Annotated in this window: 24 protein-coding genes; 5 read left to right on the forward strand and 19 right to left on the reverse strand. The window is 42.7% G+C overall.

Annotated elements, in window-relative coordinates; translation table 11 throughout:
- From R7Z50_RS23195 to R7Z50_RS23225, 7 genes are all read right to left on the reverse strand, one after another.
- The coding region (locus tag R7Z50_RS23195; RefSeq protein WP_206926118.1) for a DUF4158 domain-containing protein at nucleotides 1-1,127 on the reverse strand (1,127 nt) is incomplete at its 3' end.
- Between the two features lie 146 nt (nucleotides 1,128-1,273).
- Entirely contained in the window at nucleotides 1,274-2,443 is a 1,170-nt protein-coding gene (locus R7Z50_RS23200; protein WP_017190663.1) for a glutathionylspermidine synthase family protein, read from the reverse strand.
- A gap of 138 nt (nucleotides 2,444-2,581) precedes the next feature.
- On the reverse strand, nucleotides 2,582-3,526 hold the full coding sequence (locus R7Z50_RS23205; protein ID WP_017190662.1) for a DUF1190 domain-containing protein: 945 nt from the start codon (nucleotides 3,524-3,526) through the stop codon (nucleotides 2,582-2,584).
- 11 nt (nucleotides 3,527-3,537) lie between these two features.
- Entirely contained in the window at nucleotides 3,538-3,975 is a 438-nt protein-coding gene (locus tag R7Z50_RS23210) for a DUF350 domain-containing protein (RefSeq protein ID WP_017190661.1), read from the reverse strand.
- Nucleotides 3,976-4,665: a YjfK family protein gene (locus R7Z50_RS23215; RefSeq protein ID WP_079324520.1), complete on the reverse strand. Its 690-nt coding sequence runs from the start codon at nucleotides 4,663-4,665 to the stop codon at nucleotides 3,976-3,978. It lies immediately after the preceding gene.
- Nucleotides 4,666-4,735: 70 nt separating this feature from the next.
- Nucleotides 4,736-5,428, reverse strand: coding sequence for a PspA/IM30 family protein (locus tag R7Z50_RS23220; protein WP_017190659.1), 693 nt, complete (start codon nucleotides 5,426-5,428; stop codon nucleotides 4,736-4,738).
- 9 nt (nucleotides 5,429-5,437) lie between these two features.
- On the reverse strand, nucleotides 5,438-5,827 hold the full coding sequence (locus R7Z50_RS23225; RefSeq protein ID WP_017190658.1) for a DUF2170 family protein: 390 nt from the start codon (nucleotides 5,825-5,827) through the stop codon (nucleotides 5,438-5,440).
- Between the two features lie 271 nt (nucleotides 5,828-6,098).
- Here R7Z50_RS23225 and R7Z50_RS23230 point away from each other — a divergent pair, with 271 nt between their 5' ends.
- Entirely contained in the window at nucleotides 6,099-6,527 is a 429-nt protein-coding gene (locus tag R7Z50_RS23230; RefSeq protein WP_318129534.1) for a hypothetical protein, read from the forward strand.
- A gap of 112 nt (nucleotides 6,528-6,639) precedes the next feature.
- A complete protein-coding gene (locus tag R7Z50_RS23235) occupies nucleotides 6,640-7,470 on the forward strand; it encodes a DNA adenine methylase (RefSeq protein WP_079324522.1) in 831 nt (276 codons plus the stop codon).
- Nucleotides 7,471-7,518: 48 nt separating this feature from the next.
- Here R7Z50_RS23235 and R7Z50_RS23240 read toward each other — a convergent pair whose 3' ends face one another.
- The 10 genes from R7Z50_RS23240 to R7Z50_RS23285 all read right to left on the reverse strand — a co-directional run bounded on the left by R7Z50_RS23240 (nucleotide 7,519) and on the right by R7Z50_RS23285 (nucleotide 13,904).
- Nucleotides 7,519-8,169 (reverse strand): outer membrane protein, encoded by a 651-nt coding sequence (locus tag R7Z50_RS23240; RefSeq protein WP_079324524.1) that lies wholly within the window; start codon nucleotides 8,167-8,169, stop codon nucleotides 7,519-7,521.
- A gap of 219 nt (nucleotides 8,170-8,388) precedes the next feature.
- Complete coding sequence (locus R7Z50_RS23245; protein ID WP_079324526.1) at nucleotides 8,389-9,276, reverse strand: lipase family protein; 888 nt, start codon at nucleotides 9,274-9,276, stop codon at nucleotides 8,389-8,391.
- Between the two features lie 43 nt (nucleotides 9,277-9,319).
- Complete coding sequence (locus R7Z50_RS23250) at nucleotides 9,320-9,562, reverse strand: hypothetical protein (RefSeq protein WP_079324528.1); 243 nt, start codon at nucleotides 9,560-9,562, stop codon at nucleotides 9,320-9,322.
- Nucleotides 9,563-9,683: 121 nt separating this feature from the next.
- A complete protein-coding gene (locus R7Z50_RS23255; RefSeq protein WP_017190651.1) occupies nucleotides 9,684-10,184 on the reverse strand; it encodes a hypothetical protein in 501 nt (166 codons plus the stop codon).
- A gap of 73 nt (nucleotides 10,185-10,257) precedes the next feature.
- Nucleotides 10,258-10,809 (reverse strand): hypothetical protein, encoded by a 552-nt coding sequence (locus R7Z50_RS23260; protein WP_079324530.1) that lies wholly within the window; start codon nucleotides 10,807-10,809, stop codon nucleotides 10,258-10,260.
- Nucleotides 10,809-11,783, reverse strand: coding sequence for a hypothetical protein (locus tag R7Z50_RS23265; protein ID WP_079324532.1), 975 nt, complete (start codon nucleotides 11,781-11,783; stop codon nucleotides 10,809-10,811). The genes R7Z50_RS23260 and R7Z50_RS23265 overlap by 1 nt, the downstream gene beginning before the upstream one ends.
- 15 nt (nucleotides 11,784-11,798) lie before the next feature.
- Complete coding sequence (locus R7Z50_RS23270; RefSeq protein WP_079324534.1) at nucleotides 11,799-12,677, reverse strand: hypothetical protein; 879 nt, start codon at nucleotides 12,675-12,677, stop codon at nucleotides 11,799-11,801.
- Entirely contained in the window at nucleotides 12,678-13,232 is a 555-nt protein-coding gene (locus R7Z50_RS23275) for a hypothetical protein (protein ID WP_079324536.1), read from the reverse strand.
- Nucleotides 13,233-13,335: 103 nt separating this feature from the next.
- The gene (locus tag R7Z50_RS23280) at nucleotides 13,336-13,638 is read right to left on the reverse strand and encodes a hypothetical protein (RefSeq protein WP_079324538.1); all 303 of its coding nucleotides are present in this window, start codon (nucleotides 13,636-13,638) and stop codon (nucleotides 13,336-13,338) included.
- A complete protein-coding gene (locus tag R7Z50_RS23285) occupies nucleotides 13,635-13,904 on the reverse strand; it encodes a hypothetical protein (RefSeq protein ID WP_079324540.1) in 270 nt (89 codons plus the stop codon). Before R7Z50_RS23285 ends, R7Z50_RS23280 begins: the two co-directional genes overlap by 4 nt.
- Nucleotides 13,905-14,008: 104 nt before the next feature.
- On the opposite strand from R7Z50_RS23285, the gene R7Z50_RS23290 reads away from it, so the two are divergent.
- Genes R7Z50_RS23290 through R7Z50_RS23300 form a run of 3 tightly spaced genes read left to right on the forward strand, consistent with a single transcriptional unit; the run spans nucleotide 14,009 to nucleotide 15,506 of the window.
- The gene (locus tag R7Z50_RS23290; RefSeq protein WP_079324542.1) at nucleotides 14,009-14,584 is read left to right on the forward strand and encodes a hypothetical protein; all 576 of its coding nucleotides are present in this window, start codon (nucleotides 14,009-14,011) and stop codon (nucleotides 14,582-14,584) included.
- Between the two features lie 9 nt (nucleotides 14,585-14,593).
- Complete coding sequence (locus R7Z50_RS23295; RefSeq protein WP_079324544.1) at nucleotides 14,594-15,061, forward strand: hypothetical protein; 468 nt, start codon at nucleotides 14,594-14,596, stop codon at nucleotides 15,059-15,061.
- Between the two features lie 7 nt (nucleotides 15,062-15,068).
- Nucleotides 15,069-15,506, forward strand: coding sequence for a hypothetical protein (locus tag R7Z50_RS23300; protein ID WP_079324546.1), 438 nt, complete (start codon nucleotides 15,069-15,071; stop codon nucleotides 15,504-15,506).
- Nucleotides 15,507-15,517: 11 nt separating this feature from the next.
- Here the strand turns inward: R7Z50_RS23300 and R7Z50_RS23305 are convergent, their stop codons facing one another.
- Both R7Z50_RS23305 and R7Z50_RS23310 read right to left on the reverse strand, forming a co-directional pair.
- Entirely contained in the window at nucleotides 15,518-16,654 is a 1,137-nt protein-coding gene (locus R7Z50_RS23305; protein ID WP_079324548.1) for a hypothetical protein, read from the reverse strand.
- A 200-nt stretch (nucleotides 16,655-16,854) separates the two neighbouring features.
- Complete coding sequence (locus R7Z50_RS23310; RefSeq protein WP_079324550.1) at nucleotides 16,855-18,366, reverse strand: EAL domain-containing protein; 1,512 nt, start codon at nucleotides 18,364-18,366, stop codon at nucleotides 16,855-16,857.
- Nucleotides 18,367-18,786: the final 420 nt, after the last annotated feature.

Genomic DNA, 18,786 nt, shown 5'->3' on the forward strand with positions numbered 1-18,786 from the left:
TTCAGGTAAAGGCAGAGGGTCTGGATATCCCTGTCATTCATGACCTTCAATGCCTGTTGTCTGACTACTGAGAAGGGCTGATTGTCATCAATATTCTCGTCAACAAACAGGTGAAGTAGCTCTGCCGCTTTCGTGACATTGTCCGCAGCTGACTGCCAGGACAGGAACACTGCTTGTTGTGCAAAGGCGTTGGCGGCTTCCTGTTGTTTTCGGATATGGTAAACAAACCCATCCGTCAGGCGCTCCAGTGCAAGTTGCATGCGCTCTGTCAGATGACACAGTAACCACAGGTGCTGCTGTGAGCGTTTGAAGCGCCGCACTTTACTGCCGTAGTAATCAATAAGGCCGCTGAAGTGTTGTCGATTTTTTAGCGACAGATTGAGCCTGTCCACAACGTCATTTATTTGCGTGTGCCATGGTGCTAACCGGTGGTAAATGGCGAGCTCTTTTTTAAGCTCAGGCACGGTCAGACTTTTGGCACCACCCCTGAGATGGCTCAGACTCAGCCCGTCGTCTTTAGTAGTGATTATGTTGTCCAGAAAGACGTTAAGTTCATTACTGGTAAGTTGATTCAGTTGGAGCGTCAGGTCTTTTCTGACCTGTTGCATTGTGCGGCTTATCAGTCTTTGAAGCACGGAGTACTTAGGAATGGCAATGTTATGGCTGGCAAGGTATTCAATGGCCGCATCAAAGAGGTGTCGAGGCTCCAGCCAGGCATGACCAATGTAAACCAGGTGGTGGCACAGAGCATTGAGGTGCTGTTTTTCATTCCACTTATTGTAATTTAGTAGACGCAGTATCCTTGAGTAAATACGGTCACGCTGCATTTTACTGACACTGAAAGGCCTGATCCCTTTACCTCTTTGAATTTGGGAGGCAATAAACTGCATGTCGATACTGATATCACGGAAACTCGGAGCAATGATCACTGGCTTAGATTTAAAATAGCCCAGAAGCGCCACGAAATAACAACGATGTTTAGTAAGCCTGATAGTACGGCATTCGGCCTGTTCTACATCGTTTAGCGAAAAATACAAACGTTGTTCCTCAATAGAAAACTGAGGTGCTGAATACAAGTCTCGTTGTTCTGCCTGAGTCAGAATCGAGAGTTCATTACTAATTGCCATGATGAATAAACGCCAATATGATTGATGGTGTTTATATAAGATGGCAGAATATTGGAAGGTAACCCACCGCCACAGACCATATAATATAATACCTGTAGCGTTCTATGTTACTTTAGAGGGGAAAATCCCTAGAACCCCATTACATATCACCCTAAAATGATATGCGGGATAAATCGGCTAGAATCTTTGGTTATTTTCCCTTCATCTTCTCGAATTCCAATTCCTGCCGCAGTACCATTCACTAACCAACTTCCGATCAGTACATGGTTTTCGCCAAATGTTGGCAATGGTGTGTAAGCCTGTACAATTTTCCCTTCGCTACCATAAGGGCCATCTACAAATTCAACCACTTCGCCATCTTTTACGATCGAGATGTTCGCACCCTCACGTGAAAAAATTGGCTTCACGACGTAATGGTCCATACTCGCTACTCGTGGGTCATTTTCAAAATAAGCTTCAAGCAAATTCGGGTGGCCTGGGTACATCTCCCATAACAGTGGCAAAATTGCTTTATTGGAACTGATGCACTTCCACAATGGTTCCATCCAATTGATCTCTGCTGTTTCTAGATGCTGGCTATATTCCTCGCGTAACATGTACTCCCAAGGATATAGTTTAAAAAGCGTATCGATCGGTTTGCTATTGGCATCCGTAAAGTATTTTCCATCTTCCGAAATGCCAATATCTTCTACATACACAAATTCACTGTGGATGCCGGCTTCTTTGGCACAGTCTTGAAGATATTGTACCGTACCGCGATCTTCGATGGTGTCCTTACAGCATGCGAAGTGCATCGTATTAAATGCCAGTGTTGGCTTTAACTCGATAAAACGTCTTACAAGCAAATCTTCCAACAGGTTGAACTGGTCGGCATTTTGTGGCAATTCGCCGCGATTAACCTTTTCTTCAAGCCACAGCCAAGAGAAAAATGCCAGTTCGTAGAGACTTGTCGGCGTGTCACTGTTTAGTTCTAGGAGCTTTGCCGGGTTCTTCCCGTCATATGCCAAATCGATACGACTATATAAACTCGGGTCACGGCGTTTCCAAGATTCACGAACCAAGCCCCACATAGATTCAGGTATTTGAAACTTTGCCATCAGTTCATCGCTTTCAATAACCTTGGCGATCGCATTCAAGCTCATTTGATGAATTTCTTCTGTCGGTTGCTCGATGTCGCGTTCTATCTGAGTTAGAGTGAATTGGAAGTAGCGGTCCTCTGTCCAATATGGCTCGTCGTCGAAAGTATGGAAGCCGAAATTGAACTCTTGCGCTGTCTTCTTCCAATCATGACGTGGTTGTGTAGGTATCTGTAGCATTTAGACCTCTATGTCTTTGTTAGTGCCTAAGTAAATGTTCTAGTAGCATCTCACCCCTTAAATAATCGGCAAGAGCACTTACTCAGTTACTAAAAAGCCGGTGATGAACCACCGGCTTGGATGATGTAAGAGAGTTGTTTATCCACCCCAGCTACTACGAGAGCTGACAGAAGAACCCCAACCACCACGAGAGGAAGTCTTCACTACTGGTTTTGCTTTGTAGTCAGACTTAAATCCACTGGAAGTAGTTGAACTCGAACTTGTCTTGTAACCTGCGCCACTCATTGCTTGCTGTTTCTTTTCAGCGTCTCGGGCTGCGTTATACATGCGCTCTTTGTGACGTCGTTCGCTTGAGTCATCAAGAGCATCAATTACGCGGCCAGCGATATATGCATTCGCAATTGTGTTTGCTACGCTACTTCCCGTTCCTTGACCAATCCCCTGACCGATACTGGAGCCATAGTTTGATTTATTGTTACCGCCAGAGTTACCAGTGTAAAAACCGTCATCCTCGTTGCGTAACCGAACTGTTGGTAACGGGTGCAGATACCTGTCGGTCATAGTGAAATTCAAATGGCTTATGTTGTTTGCATCACCAACTTTCATTCCATCTGCAAAGAACAATTTTCCGTATTTATCCGAGTATGAAGATGTCGACGTAAACAATGGCTGCACAAACAAATCACCATATTGTCGAGAGATGTCGTAGTTGTCGTAATGCTCGGGCTTAACTGGCGCAACCATAAATGCGTCAAGCTTAGGACGATAGCCTAATCCAGCTGGCATCGCTTCACAGACACCATACTCAAGTTCACATTCGGCCTGTTTACGGAACTTCTCAGTAGTTCTGTCGGCTTCACGTTGCGCAATTTTGTATGCTGCATCGCATTGAGTACCAAGCTCTGCTTTACCATCAGCTTTACAAGCATCAACGTCTTCATACACCTTAATGCGAAGTGGGCTGTCTGGTTGACAACCAGCAAGTGTTGCCAGTGCCAGCGGCGCTAATGCAAAGTGACGAAATGTTTTGCGTTTACCTTCTAGTTTAATGCGGCTACGCATTCGACGTTTTAATTCAGTCATAGCTACCTCGACTAGTATGTCAGACAAGCGGCGTTAAGAAGGCCAACAGCGATAGAAACAGAAGCCAATAGCACGGCTGCAGGAGTTTCATTTTCTTCAATTCTTTGCACGATCTTCGGCATCATAATGGCTCTAACTCCCACAAAACCGGCAACCTGGGCGACTAGAGCTACAGCGCCCCATAGTGCATAATCAGTAATCCCCACAGAGTGAGAAGCTGCGCTTGAGATAGCGATTGCATAACCAACAATTGCGCCGCCGAGCGCGATCGCAGCAGATACGTTTTTATCTTCTTTAATCAGCTTCCATTCGTTGTATGGTGTCATGGCCATGTAAATGAATTTGAATCCAATCAAGAATACCAAGGACAATGCGAAGTAACCGATGAATGAAGTAATCCCATTCATAAATGCTGTTGCCGCTGCACTTTCGTTTGCTAGTTCGATCATTTATGCCACCACTTTAAAGTCAGAAATATTTAGTTGAATCCCTGTAACACGAGAAAGTAATCGGTCCGGGGTGTTATTTGCGATTCGTTCTTCACATGCGACAAGAAGTTCTTCTGTTTTATCGTGTGGTAATAGAAGGTCTTCTGTTTTGTCGTCTTGCAAATTGCGTGAATAGAGCATGTTGAAAGAGTCCAGTTCTTTGACAAATCCATTTTTGTTGTAAACTTTCTCTGTCAGACAAACGGGTTTTTCGTTCTCCCAATACGGGGCAAACGTAGTACCTTCCAAGTCGTATTCATCTTTAACAATTTCATTGTTAAGTAGGTTGTCCCACGCTTGTTGCCCGTCAATTGGTCGAGAGTCATAGAAATACCAAAGGCTGATTTCCATAATACCGGAGTCATCATCGCCATTGATTAGCACTTGGATATACCCTTCATCATCTGTGTAGTACCGAACTATGCGAGTACCAGCACCCATATCGATTACACCGACCGCTTCAATGATTTGCGATGTTGCAGCACCTTCGATGGTCAACTTCGGTTCAGCAAGTCGTAACATCAGGCTGTCAATTTCAAACGCGCCACCAAGACGAAAGCCGCAAATTTCTGGAGTTACGGGTTTTGGTTGTTCAACTGGCTTTTTCTTGCCAAAAACAGCTCTCAGCGCTAAACAAACTTTTTTCAACATAAAAGTCCCTTATTCTGAAAAAATGAACCCGCATGAAAGCGGGCTCGTGTTATAGAGTTTCGCGCCTGAATTATTCGGCTGATTTGCTCTTGTTTAGGATCGCTGCCAACTGGTCTTTGGCAGTTGTACCGCCACCAATACCTGCAGCTTTAAGCTTCTGATCTAGATCTGTAGTAGTTTCAGCATCACTTAGCTCTTGTTGGGCTTCTAGTTTTGCTGACTGCTCGGCCTGCTTAGCTTTAATTCGGTTTAACGAATCCAGTGCCGTACTTGTTTTAGATGAAGCACCTACAACACTAGCTTGAGTTGCAGCTTGTGCCTTTTGAACGCTGTCAGTAGCTTTAACAAGGTCAATCTGACGATCGATGCTTGTAATATTTTTGCGAGCTACCGCGATATTTGACTTGTGCTTTTCTTCTGCTTCTTTGAATGCCTTAAGTTGCGCTTCTTCAAGTGCTTTTTCTTCATTCAAGTCTGCAACTTTCTGTGCACATTCCAGCGCTAAATCTTCATGGCCAGCTTCATTCGCTTTAATAGCTTTATCTGTGTACTCAGAAATCGCTTTATCAAAACCAGTTACTTTGCCCTCAGATAATTTGCGTTTAGCAACGATAGTTACTAGTGAATCTTCTGCTTTGCGAACAGCTTCTTTCGATTCACGCTGCTCCTGCTCAAGAATGGTGATTGCGTTAGCATCAATCACGCTCTCAGCTGCCTTGTTTACATTACCAGTGAAGATGCGGAACAATTTACTTAGTGACATATGGAGTCCTTACTTAATGAGAAATTCAGAGTAGCCTTCAAGCAGTTCTGCAACATTGCGGAAAAGCTCTTCGACCTCAAGAACAACACTTTCAACTTTTGACTCAGAAGATAGAGCGCCGAAAGCGGAGTAATAAAACTGGCCTTCTACTTCTGATTTACCGACTGCTGTAAGTGGGACTAACTTATGTGTTTTTAAGATGTAATCGTCCAGCGCAGCTTGGTCAGCTACTGCGTCTGCTTGGAACAGCAAGGATTCAACGATGATCTGTGACCCCTGAACTACGAGTACTGCATTAATACCTACATCGTTTGTGATGATCAGGCTTTCATCCGATTGAGTTACATTGAATCCTTCGTCAGATTCAAGAAGTGCTTTTGTTACTACATTAAGATCCAAAACATTTCTCCAGAATAGGTATGCATAAGACTGTAAAATCCGTCACATACGGTTATTTGGTATAAAAATACCACCTGCTTACACTCGAATCAATAAAAAGCGTTTAGCTTTTATTTTTCATTCTTGCGCTGTCGAAAACTAATTTATGTGGTTTTTAATTTTCCGCAACCATATAAATACTACAAGGTCAGATTTTTTAGTTTAAAGTGATAATCGTTATCTTTTGATAACTCTCTATGTGTTATCCTTACGCTGAAAATCATGTTTCTCAGTGGCAAAAATTTCAATGCGTAAGAAGTTAAATCCCCAGTTTGAAAGCGAATTCTGTTTGGCTGGCTATGACAAAGAGAAATTGCTTTCTCTGCTGAATGAAATTGACTCAACAAAAAGGTCGGTTTCAAGTCGGTTATCAAGATTATCGAGCGAACCAGGTGAAGTGGTTCTCAAAGGCGAAAGTCGTCAGGCTGCGATAAGAAGAATGAAAGATAAGCTGGCATTTCTAGCTGATGAAAGAGAGTTGGTAGTTAGGCGACTAGCTGAGATTAAGAGAAATACAGTGCTTATCAACCGTGAAATGCATAGCCGGCCACCAGCATTAACGGCTGCATTTGTTGCCGCAACAAGGTTATTGGTCGATAAAAAAACATTGAGTGTCATCGAGCAAGCAGCGCAGGATATTTTATCCCAAACTCACTTCTAAACCTTTCTCGGTTTGTGCACCACATTAAAAACTCGAGCATTTTCAAACTCCAAACAGGTTAAGTACAGATACATTTTGTTTTATACTACCTCCCTATCAAATGGGAGCGTAAATGAAAAGCATACTAAAATATCCTGGCGGCAAATCATGGCTTGCGACTCGTTCAAAAAAATTGATTTCTGAGTTGGAGCCACGATTTGTTGCAGAGCCATTCTGTGGCGGCCTATCATTTTCCCTTAACAATGAGTTTGAACGAGTCCTTGCTAACGACCTCATTTCTCCGCTCATTAATCTTTACCAGCATGCACAAAAAGGGTTCGTCCCCAATAAAGATGATTGGCATCTCGATAAAGCATTCTATTTAGGCGTTCGTGAGCGATTCAATCAGCTAATTGTCAGTAATCAAGCAGATTCAGAGTTTGCGGCAGGGGCAATGTGGTACCTGAGCTATCATTGCTTTAACGGGCTAATGAGGTTCAATCAAAAAGGAGGCTTCAACGTTCCCTATGGTAAATATGATGAACTTGCGACACCATCTGGTTTTACCCAGTTCCAAGAGGTTACTAAAAATTGGAGGTTTACAAATGGTAGTTTCCAAGATCTGAACCTAAATGGTGTGGATTTTTTACTGGCAGATCCACCTTATGCTGGAACATTTGCAAACTATTCAGGTAAAGGATTCACATTCAAACATCAAATACAAGTGGCTGACTGGCTAGCAGACCACAGTATGCCGATGATAGCTTGCAACAGCCTTAACCTAGAGCTGGCAAAATTATATAAAGCAAGGGGATTCAGTATCTACAGGACGGATGTAAGAAGAAGTATCAGTCGGAACGGAAATGGACGTCAGGCTGCACCTGAGATGATAGCTTTTAAAGGTTTTGGAAAGAACAGAAAATTCTCTCAGTTGGTAGACTTGATTGAACGGTGCCGAGTATAGAGACACAATAAATAAGCAGGGACTACCCTGCTTATTTATGCGATTGATTTAGAAGCGGAAGCCAAATCCGACTTCAAATACGTCCACAGCTTGCGTGTTATTGCCACTAGACATAGTAATATCAGTTGAAAATCGTTTATAAGCCGCATTGATTACATAGTAGTCACCAAGCGCATAATTAATACCCAAACCAACTACAACGTTTTTGTTAGCTGTGGTGTTCAAATTTTCTTTGTCGCGTGTAGTGACATCAACTAGTTGATGTATCTCAGGATTGAACATTTTTACCGTGTACGGGTCGCCGTATGTATAGTTCGCACCAGTTAGTTGAGCGATACCGATCGTAGCAAATACGCTTAAACGTTCGTTGATGTAGTAACTTGGACCAATACTTGCCATCCAGCCATCATAATCTGTCTCTAGTTTTTTCCCGTTTTCAGTTAAATTACCGTCAACATCATAGAAAGAAGCATCACCAACCACACCCCAATTATCAGACAGTTTATAGCCAAGACGAATACCTAGACCATTACCATCAAGACCATTACCCATACCAACAGATGAAATGTATGGAGAAATGAAATTGCTGATACTTGGTTTGTACTCGCTTACTGTAGATTCATTTTTCATAGCTAGTACAGAACCAGATGCTAATGAAGTTGTTGCGATTACTGCTGCTAGAACAAGTTGCTTAGTCATATACGTGTTTCCTTTAAATATTTAGTCTGTCGCGTTCAATTTATGTAGTTAAGATTACCGTAGCTATTACAACGCGCAACTTAGAAATAGAAGCTTTTTCAAAAGATAATTTGAAGTGTTTTTAGATAGATTAAAAATTATTCAGGTATCAACAAGTGCTGGATGAAATCGTAAAAATAAAAAAGGAAGCCGAAGCTCCCTTTCTCTTAACGGATGCAATCAATTGATTTTAAGGCTCGACATCCCTTTATAAATTTCACATAGTTTTCGACTTGGGTTCATGTCTTTTCTTATTTCCTCAAGTCTTGACTGTAGTTCAGAAATCTTGTGGTTACATCTCCCAAAGCACAATGCTCGCCCCGGCAAAACGAACACAGCACCCTGATATGTTGTTGGTGATGACAATAACTTTGCTCCAGAAACTCTATCATTTTCATTGACGATAGTTATCATTTTACTCGAATAACCGGATTGGATAGAAGCATCAACATAGTTATATACATTTAGAGTTGCAGGGCTAAATAGAACCGCATCTGTGTTGTTTTTTAGCGCTGAAACATTAGCTAAAGCACCACCAAGAGAATGACCAGTAGTTGTGATCTTTGCGTGTGGATATTGTGCTTTGACATCTTGAACTAAGTCGATTGCATCAACATACATCGGTGGCATCCTGCCTAGATGCTGAGCAATATCTGTCGAGACATCATTAGCAGCAATACCACTGTCTGTGTCATCGCCCGTACCACGGAATACTATGGTGATTTTCTGGTTATCAGGATCAGATTCATCAATCGCTGTTAGAGAGCGTAAACCACTTGATTTCTCTTCTACCTCACACGAAACACCAGAATCGCTACAAAACTTATTTAGCACGGCTGCGTAATGGTCTGGACGACTATCGTAGATACCGTTCGATAGACTCGCATAAGTTTGGTACGTCTTTAAGTTGGATTCAATATCAACGATCGCTGCATTGGTTAAACCATCCTCAGAATTACAATCTAAAGACGTGGATACTTTGGGGGGGCTACCTACAAAAATGGTGGATAGGCCAACAACTAATACAAAGGAAACTAAACCGCCAACTGTTATCTTTTCAACACTCATGATTTCTCTTATGGTTATGGGTGAATAGTCATTAAATACGATGTCAATAAACACGCAATTCTACACGGAATTTCAGTGTGTTAGATATTGAAAAAGCATAGACAGTATTTGACGCACCTTGTCCATATCGGGTTACACCTAACCCAGATAGAAGATTTAGGTTGGTTACAAAAGCATACTGAGTAGAATCAGCCAAAGAGAAAATTAATGATGAATTTTTGCACACTACCTCAACTTCATAGCGTTGTGTTTTGTCGTTGAGATTTTCAATGAAAGTGGTAAACATAGTTTCTTCCTATAGGTATGTCGCCCTACGGGAAGAAAAAACGCCACTCAACTCCCGTAAGGGAACTGAGTGGCGCGTTTTGCAGTTCGAGTTATAAATCTAAATCAACAGTGAAAACATTTCAACGATACAAGTCAGCCTTTATCTCTTCACAGCTTCGACCATTAAACCCTTCGGGAAGCTTTGCTTTGTGGCCAATCAATTCTCTGGTTCTTTCCACAAACAAATCATACACAGCTTGATGTTCGCCATTGATCTCTAACGTTTTTATATCCTCCTTTAACGCTGCCAATTGATGCGCCAAGCTGTTTTCAGTAACTTTGCCAGCGCCCAATCTATCTTGCAGTTCAGAGAATGACATTGCTTCAACGATCGCCGCTTCATCTGCCCATTCCTGCAGTATTGTTGACTTAGTAAAATCGGACACCGGATAAAAGCGTCTAAAGCCGTAGATGTCCCCTTGATGGTCAATAGCAACATAGTATGGCTTGCTGTCATCAAACGGCGGTACGCTTACTTTGTTGTGGGATCTGTCCTTCTTAGCAATGTAAAAAATGAAGGTGCTCACCGATCCCAAAACAAAGGCAAATACGACAAGTAGTGTTATCCAATAGAATTCCATGAACTGCCTCTCTAGCTATCACAAAACGAATATAAATCATTGTATTAAAATAAAGGCAAAATGCCGTTAACTTTTATAGCTCTAAGCTGTATGTCTGCCACTTCTTCTCGGAAGTTTTCCAGATATAACCTGGTTGATCGAACTGCGCGGCGATGGGATACCAAACAACAATGAAGTTATCTGTAACTTCCTGCGGAACACACACATTAGGAAATTTGCTCATTCCCTCAAGACTATTGAAAACCATGTGGCCACCAGCTGCGATGATCTGCTCGTCGACTTCCTTCTTTCTGATGTAAGGGAATAAACCATCGATCCATTCTGGATAGCTTTTTATGAACGGGTATTCATCTTGAAAGGTTAACTCAAGTTTCGATTCTCTCTGTAGTAGCGACACAAACCGTTCACCGGAGAAAGCAAGTAAATCCTCAAGCTTTTTAATTTGGTCAGCAATCAGGCCGCTACAGAGAGCATCTGGTGCCATGTCAGTGATGCATTCCACATCCCATTTCATGTGGCCAAGGTTCACGTGAAGCTGATGGCAGACGCGTGCAGCATGAGCTAAATCATCCGAATAGTCCTCATTGACCACCATGCCCGGTACGGAAACAAGTAAATCTTTCATTACTGTGCATCCTCCGACTCACCTAAATTAAACACTCGATAGAGTGAGTAATCGTCTTTCTGCAGCGCGGTAATTTTCGGGTTGAAGTACATCACTTTTCCATCACTTAAACGCTTAAGGTATGGGTTAACCGACACTCTCTCTTCTTGGTACCATTCTTTGAAGTAGGCCAGGTTCTCTTGCTTCCACAAGTCGCGGTTTTCATTGAGCTTAATAGCCGGCACGTATAGGTACTGCTCAACCGAAGGGTTACCAATGAATTTCAGTTTGTCGATCGGGAATCCTATCGGCAAAAGTGTCACTGCCGTCATATAGTCACCAGTTGGTGCTATCGGAATGTATCCATCGTTGTCTCTGGTCAACATTGGTATTCTGCTTGTAAATGTTCGACAAAGAGACTCTACCCCTTGCTTACAGAAGACATAATTAGGGTCGTAGACCTTAGTGCCTTCAACCAAGTAGAAGTTAGTGCCTGTCGGGACGTACTCGGTCTTGGCAGAATCACCATAAACGGATGCAACCGTATCGATGGCCATCTTGTTCACAACTTGTGCCTGGGCATCTAAATCCTTCGATTTGTCGACCTTTACTACCGTATAAAGGTACTGATCGCCAAGAACAGAGTGATAAGTGGTTTTAGCTCCTTGTTGCGTTAAAAGACTCAGACCAATATCGAGCGGGTTAACGTGGCCAATCGCACCAATGGCTAATGTCGCGGCCTGCCCTGCGATCTTAAGTTTGTTCTGGTCTACATCGTAGTAAAACACATCAAGGTTGTTAGTCGTGCGTTTTGGTTCAATCCACTTTAGCGGGTAAAGAAAGCGTGTTGGTTCTGAAAAGTCTTCTGCATCGAGTTCGTAGTCATCAGCGTATTTACCTTTGAGTTCAATATACTCATTGGGTGTTTCTGCACAGCCTGACATCATCAGGGAAAAACTGATCACTGACGCAAGCGCCGCGACGTTCTTAAGCATGTGTTTGTCCTTTTATTATTTAATGAATTTGTTGCTTGCATAGTCGAAAGCGCTATCGCTATCGCCTTCCTCGGAAAAGTCCCAACCTTCATTCCATTCACTATGGCGCCAATCACATATCGAGTACGGGTTATCGTCGGGATGAATGCGTTTTAAATAAGCCTCACGACCTTGATCAAATGGGAGCGCGTCAGCGGTCAACTTGTCGAGATGTACTTGGGTATCAAAGCCACTCATTAAGAGTGCTTGAAGAAACTGTTTGTCATAGAGAGTATCGCAGGTGAAATACTGCGGTTTATCACTGACGTTTAAACTGACATGATAAGTCGCCGCCGAGAGGTCATCATCGTCAGTTAGATGGTCTTGGATAATGAAAAAACTGCCGGCGGTCAGTAAGCCTGTCGATGATGAAAATGCCGTAGGAAAGACAGCTATTGGACTATTGCTATGGATATTTACGCAGAAGTCGCGTTCAAGCCTATCGATGTCATGCCAATGAGTAAGGATCAGGGAATCCGGGAAAACGGTTTTTATGTCAGCCACCAGCTCATTTGCGCTGTACAATGAAAACCACTCGGTGACTGTTCGATGGTCAATGCGATGTTGTAATTCGGCCTCAGCCAGAACCTTTATCACATAAGCATAACTCGCACGGTCATCGATAGTGAGATCAGAAAATGGCCGGCTTGCATTTTCTGGCACACAACCCGGTGATTTTGCCGTTTGTGCCTCTGCAAACAGGAAGGCAGAAAGCAACTCTGTAATTTCGGCCAGAGAGAATGAATGTAGCCGGCTCTTTAACTGAGATTTAATACTCTTTAGTGGCTTAAGGGAATATAAGCAGTCATCAAACGCTGTATTGGTTAAATCCGTAAGCTTAGTCATTATGTCCATTCACGTTCGCTTTGTTTGAAACAGAGGGTTATGGTTTCTGTCAAACGCAACCCGGGATCTACTGTGCTGCCCAGCTACTCCAGCGCTTACAAGCTGGCGATACTGATAGCCATTAACAGCGGCAAGAAAATGGGTCAATCCAAGGTGTCTACACAACCAAAACCGGTGTCGACCCTCTTCGAAGTCAATGGCTCTTGTCTTTAGCACTGGCGTATCAATTTCAATGGCATTGATCTGCTGGTATATCTCCAACAACTTAAATACCTTATTTTCTGACTTGATCAGTTGCTGCTCTCGGTGATACATCTCACCCAAAATATTGAAATTGAGTAAGTCGTTAAGGTCAGCGGGTATGTAACGGTCTGGTGCCGAAGTCTTCCATAATTCATCGAATTTATTTACATCTACCCAAAGATAGATGAACTCATTGTATGCTTCCGTTAAATCTAACTTGTGGCTACGTTTGAAATGCACATAACCTGTCGAAATCTCTGTAGGATTCGTTTCGGATTGAAGCTGTATGCAGGCTTCATCACTGACCGTTACTCTAATCATTAATATGTCTCTCTACACTTAGAATGTTGGGCCATCAATGAAATGACCCGTTGGGAATAACTAGTGTAATTATGAAAAAGAAAATGCTGATTTAATTGGGCAATTATTTATTTCCGATTGAATCTCGATCAAACCAACTACCTTTTGCTGGCAACTGATCTGCTGCCAACGCATCGCGGATGTCAAAAACGATTTGAAATGAATCAGATTCATCAGATGTTTGGTCCGAAATTTCTTCAATGATTTCTAAACGACGGATTTCATCTGAATGCGATACTGCACTAATGCCCCAAGCTGGTGGGTTATTAGGGTCATAAGCGTTATGTAGTTTTGCAATTTGGTCTTGTTGCTCTTTAAATGCCTTGGGGTCATTGATGGCATACACAACGGTTATGAATTTGGTCATTTCAACATCACTCCATACTCTGCAATTGATTGTTCTCGTTGTTCTTCATACTCACTCAGAAGCCCATATTCACCGGTGGTAGCGCGAATACTAATTTCTGGTTTGTCGTCACTAAGCTGCAGCTCAATATCACCGTTCGGGTGGCACCCAGTGTTCACATAAACGTCACCCTCAATAAAAAGGCTATCGTGGGTGCAAGAGCCTTGCTTGCGGCCGTACCAAATAACTTTCTCACCAACCGGTAAAAACTCGATACTTTTCTCCATGTTTACTCCATTTAACGGATATAGCGGATATTGAATCAAATGCAATAATACTACACATTCAACAAATAGCGTATAATGTGAGCAATAATTACAGGAGATTGTTTATGGCAATGACAAAAGATGCAAAGAGAAAGGCGAAGAAGAAGAAACTGGCGAAAAGCAAAAGTCTGAAACTGAATCAGATGTCAGGCAGACTAGATACCACCAGCACCATCTATGAAGCTGAATGGGGAATACTCGTCCACCAGCCAAGTCTCTCTGTTGATGATCTGCATCCGTTAGATAAAGACAAAGCAAACGAGCTTATTCGACAAATTGAAGGTTCCGGGGAGCGCGCTACTATCAAACGCCGAAAAGGTGGCAGCTACGTGATTCTTGAGTGTCCACAAACGTTTGCAACTGCGGATGTGGCTTATGAAGATGGATTGGTAGACCCCATAGACATCATTATCGAAAACGATCTTCCTACTATCACCAAGTTCTTGGGTTTTGTCGTTTGCGATGGCAATGGCAAATTCCTCGCTAAAGACGGTGGTCACATTACCGTGCCTGAACGGGCGCACATGTTCGAATCCATTCCTGATGCAGATAAAGTCGCTCAAACCTATGATCAGGGGTTTTCAACGATGGTATTTGAAATTGGGACAACCATTATCACGGCCGTTGTGAAGCCAAGCTAAGGGGGCGATATGCCAAGCATTACTAATAAAGAGATCCGTCACCAGACGGTACAGGAAACCGGTACACTAATGCTCGAAAACGGCTATACAGTCAGTTTTGACGAAAGTGGTGCTCTGGCTATTAAAGGACATGGCATCGAGTTGTTCCAGTACCCAAGATATTTAGGCTTCATCAAGCACAATACGAATCCTGAACGGTACCAGCTCATTGATTGCGGGTGGATGATTGATATACCCGCCGCCAATGCCTTTGAGTTCCAGACATTTACCAAACTGGACCCCATTAGCCCTACTGAATCTTACAACGTGTCCAAGCCGTATGAACTGGAAAACCCAGTCGAATTTAAAGCAGCAATCAGTGAGCTTAAGGCTCAGGCAGAATTCGATAAGAATGAGGGGTATACAGAAATCAAGGTCGATATAGACCTGGTACTTCGCCTGGTATCAGCCATCCAAAACCAATCCAATGAGAAATGAGGCAAGTATGCAGTTAGACAGTCGCGGCCTATCAAAGCCAAGTACATTCTTTAAAGCCTACTTCGTTTTTGTATCGTGCTACATGGCGTTGTTAGTCGCGGCCGAGTTAGCACTCAAGAGTACAATTATTGGTGGCCATCTAAGCCAGATGATGGTGATACACCTATTGGTACTGATTTCACCCTTTAAAAATGACCGATTCGGCTTCCTTAAAGAGCTGTTACTAAGCGTAGCGTTTGGCCTGCTACCTATGGGCATCATCATGTACCTAAGCATTAACGTGTTTAATGCGCCATTACACCCGGATGTCACCATGCCGATAGTTGCGCTATGCTCGGGCACACTCTTCTGTACAACGGTTGCATCGTGGTTTATTGCCAGTCGAATAGACCGAACTTTTACGGTACTGAGCTATAGAAATACATCACAAAAAAGGGAGCCATGAGGCTCCTTTTTTTATACATATGAACTCCAGCCAGTAACGCCTTTCATCTCATACCGTTCTTCTATTACAAACCTGCCGCCATCTTCTCCAAATTCCGGTTCCTGAGTTGGCTTTAAAATGCTGTGGTATACCAAGGATGCAGGAAACCGGTCTTCTACTGTGAACTCAGCTAATGACTCTGGCGGTGGTGGAGTATCTAAGCTGTTTTCAAGTCCATCGATGGTACTTTCAGGATAAGCCTGTAATTGCTCCCACGGTTTGAGTTTCGATAAAAACAGCCAACGCCATGAATTGCCTGAATTCCAAACCCCAATTACGCTAAAGCGGATGCCGTTAAACGTTTTAAAGATAGGATTCCCAAGTAATAATATCGGCTTTTCAAAATATTCATCATAGCTATCTGAAATCGCGTCCAGAACTGATAAGAACATTTCGTCTTTCGAATCGCCCGGTGAGACTACAATAGAATTTGCAAACACAGGATGTTCTTCATCATTTTCATCAAGCCAATAAAAGCACGGCTCGCCAAATTCTACCTGGTCGGGGATGTCATCTTCTGTGTATTCCTTTAAATTCCATCCAAGGAAGCCATCTAAAAGGTTAACATAGGTCCAAGGATCTATCGGGTGAGAGATTCGCATCCGGTTTTGGAAATCATCAAAAGTGGTGCCTTCCAAATGTTCTTGTAACTCTTTAAGTGCTGGGTCGTCTGACATAGATAGCAATTGTTTTAAAGAAGCCATCATGTTTTCATCAGCAGTCCCCTCGCCCATTAAACCGACCATCTCTCGAAGTTCGCTAAAGTCGATGGCATCATCATCTCTATCTCTAATTGCGTCCAAGTCAACGCGATACGCTTTTGGCTTGTTCGAAAATGGTGAGATTGACTTCACCAACGCTAAAATCGCCTCGTATTGGTCAACCTGTAGAATGTCCGAAAGCTTTTCAGCCATAAATTGGTGAGTCGAGTTCAATACCGTTGGTGTGACTTGCGGCTCTTGAATCGGTAAGGAGTTGATAAGCGCATCCCAAGATTTGAAATTGAAAAGCTCTGCCAACATACTACGAGCTTCTTTGTCATCTATTTTTAGCGACTTACTTAATGAAGTTGCACTTAATCGAGCTTTCTTGTGAGTGGGTAAAATCATTGGTTTACCTATAGTGATATATTGAAGCAATGTTCCACTGGGCTAAATCCGTTCCGTCACAACAAGGGCTTTTTTATTGTGAGCAGTTGCTTAGTAAACTAGCACAAAGTAATTTTTACTTATACTAAGTCGTGCTTAGCTTAATCCAGTCCTAGTTTGCGTTTATTTCTGGGGAAAAACCGGGCGGAAAACACCCAACATCAGGAAGACTTTTTATTATTTAAAACAGTAAGCAATTCAGTTAGCGGTAAAGAACGGTAGAAATACCAGCCTTGCACATACCCTTGTTTACAGTGCTCGGTGATCATGTCGTATTCACGCTTGGTTTCCACACCTTCAAAAACGACCTCTTTGCCAAGGCTGGCAACAAGGTCCATGATAGCACTTGCCATCCCCTTTTTAATGTCGAAGTTCAAAGCGTTCACAAATACGCGGTCTATCTTGATGTAGTCGAAGTTAACCTCTGTTAGCCAAACAAGGTTCGACACACCAGTTCCAAAATCATCCAACACCACCATAAACCCTAGCGCTTGAGCTCGCGCAGAGAACTCAGCGATTTCTATCAGCTCAACATCTATGCTTTCAGTGATCTCAATTTTTATCTGACTTGGGTTAATGTCATGTGAGCGTACAAGGGCAACTAAGTACTCCAGAAAGGCATGCTCACGAATTTCATAACTACAAATGTTGATGGCACAGGAAAACTGAGGGTCATTGCGTAACACTGACGCCATATCTGAAATTGCTCGCTTGGCCGTAAAGTGTGCCAGTTCCGGGTACAGCGACAGTTTCTCAGCAATACTAATGAACAACTCTGGTGATACTCGCCCGTATACGTCGTCAGTCCACCTTACAAGCGATTCTACCGCCTCGACACGACCATTCCCGATTCTGACTATGGGTTGATACTCCATGAAAAGCGATTCTTCACTTAGAGCCGTTCTGAAACGTGCTTCAATAGTTTGCCGGTTGGAAATGATCAGTTGTAAAAGGTGAGTTATGAGATAACTGATTGTCAGGATGACGATGAAGACAATGGTGTTCGATCGGATGCTGTAATATGGGAGGCCAGCCCTATCATTGATCGTTCTAACGCAAAACCCATATACCTTACTGCAAGCATCCGTTGAAAGTGTTAAGGCAAAATAGGAATTAGATTTCTTCGCTGGGGCGTACTCGTCAAATATGTTGTCAACAGTTTTGGAGTAAATTTGAAACTGAAACTGTGGTAGCTTTTTAAGTACTCTTGAATAAGAAGTGGTGATGTTTACTGCGAAGAAATTACCTTTCGCGGTTAAATTGTAGTGCTCCGAAATCCGATACAAATTTTCCTCGTTTGAATAAAACTGGTAACCATTCTGCTCACCCGAATCCTGGTACCTCAGTTTAGTCGGTTTTATTTCTCCCCAGTTCGCAGTGCAGTACACGGTGTCGTCTTTCATAAATCCAGCATCGAAGATTTCCGAATTCGTCATGACAAGTTCACGAAGCTTATTGATGTTGTCTTTATTGCAGGTGAAACCTTCGATCGAATTAGCCGTGGTGAGAACAGTCACCAACTGTGACGTGACAAGTTCGGCATTACCTAAAACATCGGTGGCGAACTCTTCTTGCTCTATTTTCTGAATCTCATACGAAAAGAATGACGCCATAGATAGCATCGATAGTAAGGATACAGAGAATATTGCGAGTAGCTTAAATTTAGCTTTCACCCGGGCCTCTAGTAGTCATGTTCGTTAATTCTTGACCTAAAACAGTGCAGGTTTAATTAAGAATAGCAGTATGCCGTTCCTACGCATATTGTTTTATGGTCTATGTTTATACACAGCAAAAAGGTGGTATAATCATTAAATTAGAGCCCATTGGTCTGAAAGAGCAATCGAAGGCAGCATCTGTGCGACGTATAACATCACCGAACACTTGAAGATCGACGCTTGTTTAAAAGCAAGCCTGCCACTAACTCGAAACACAAACGAAGAGAAAAACACAAAACAGACAACTACTAAAAACGAGGCAAAGCTTATGAATCCTAATCACATCAAGACGAACCTTACAGTTGCTGCTCTCTCACTTGCGTTAGTATGGGGTACTGAATTTCAGATTCAGACCAATGTGTTTTAATGCACTATCAT

The organism is Vibrio sp. 1249-1 (assembly GCF_033340495.1).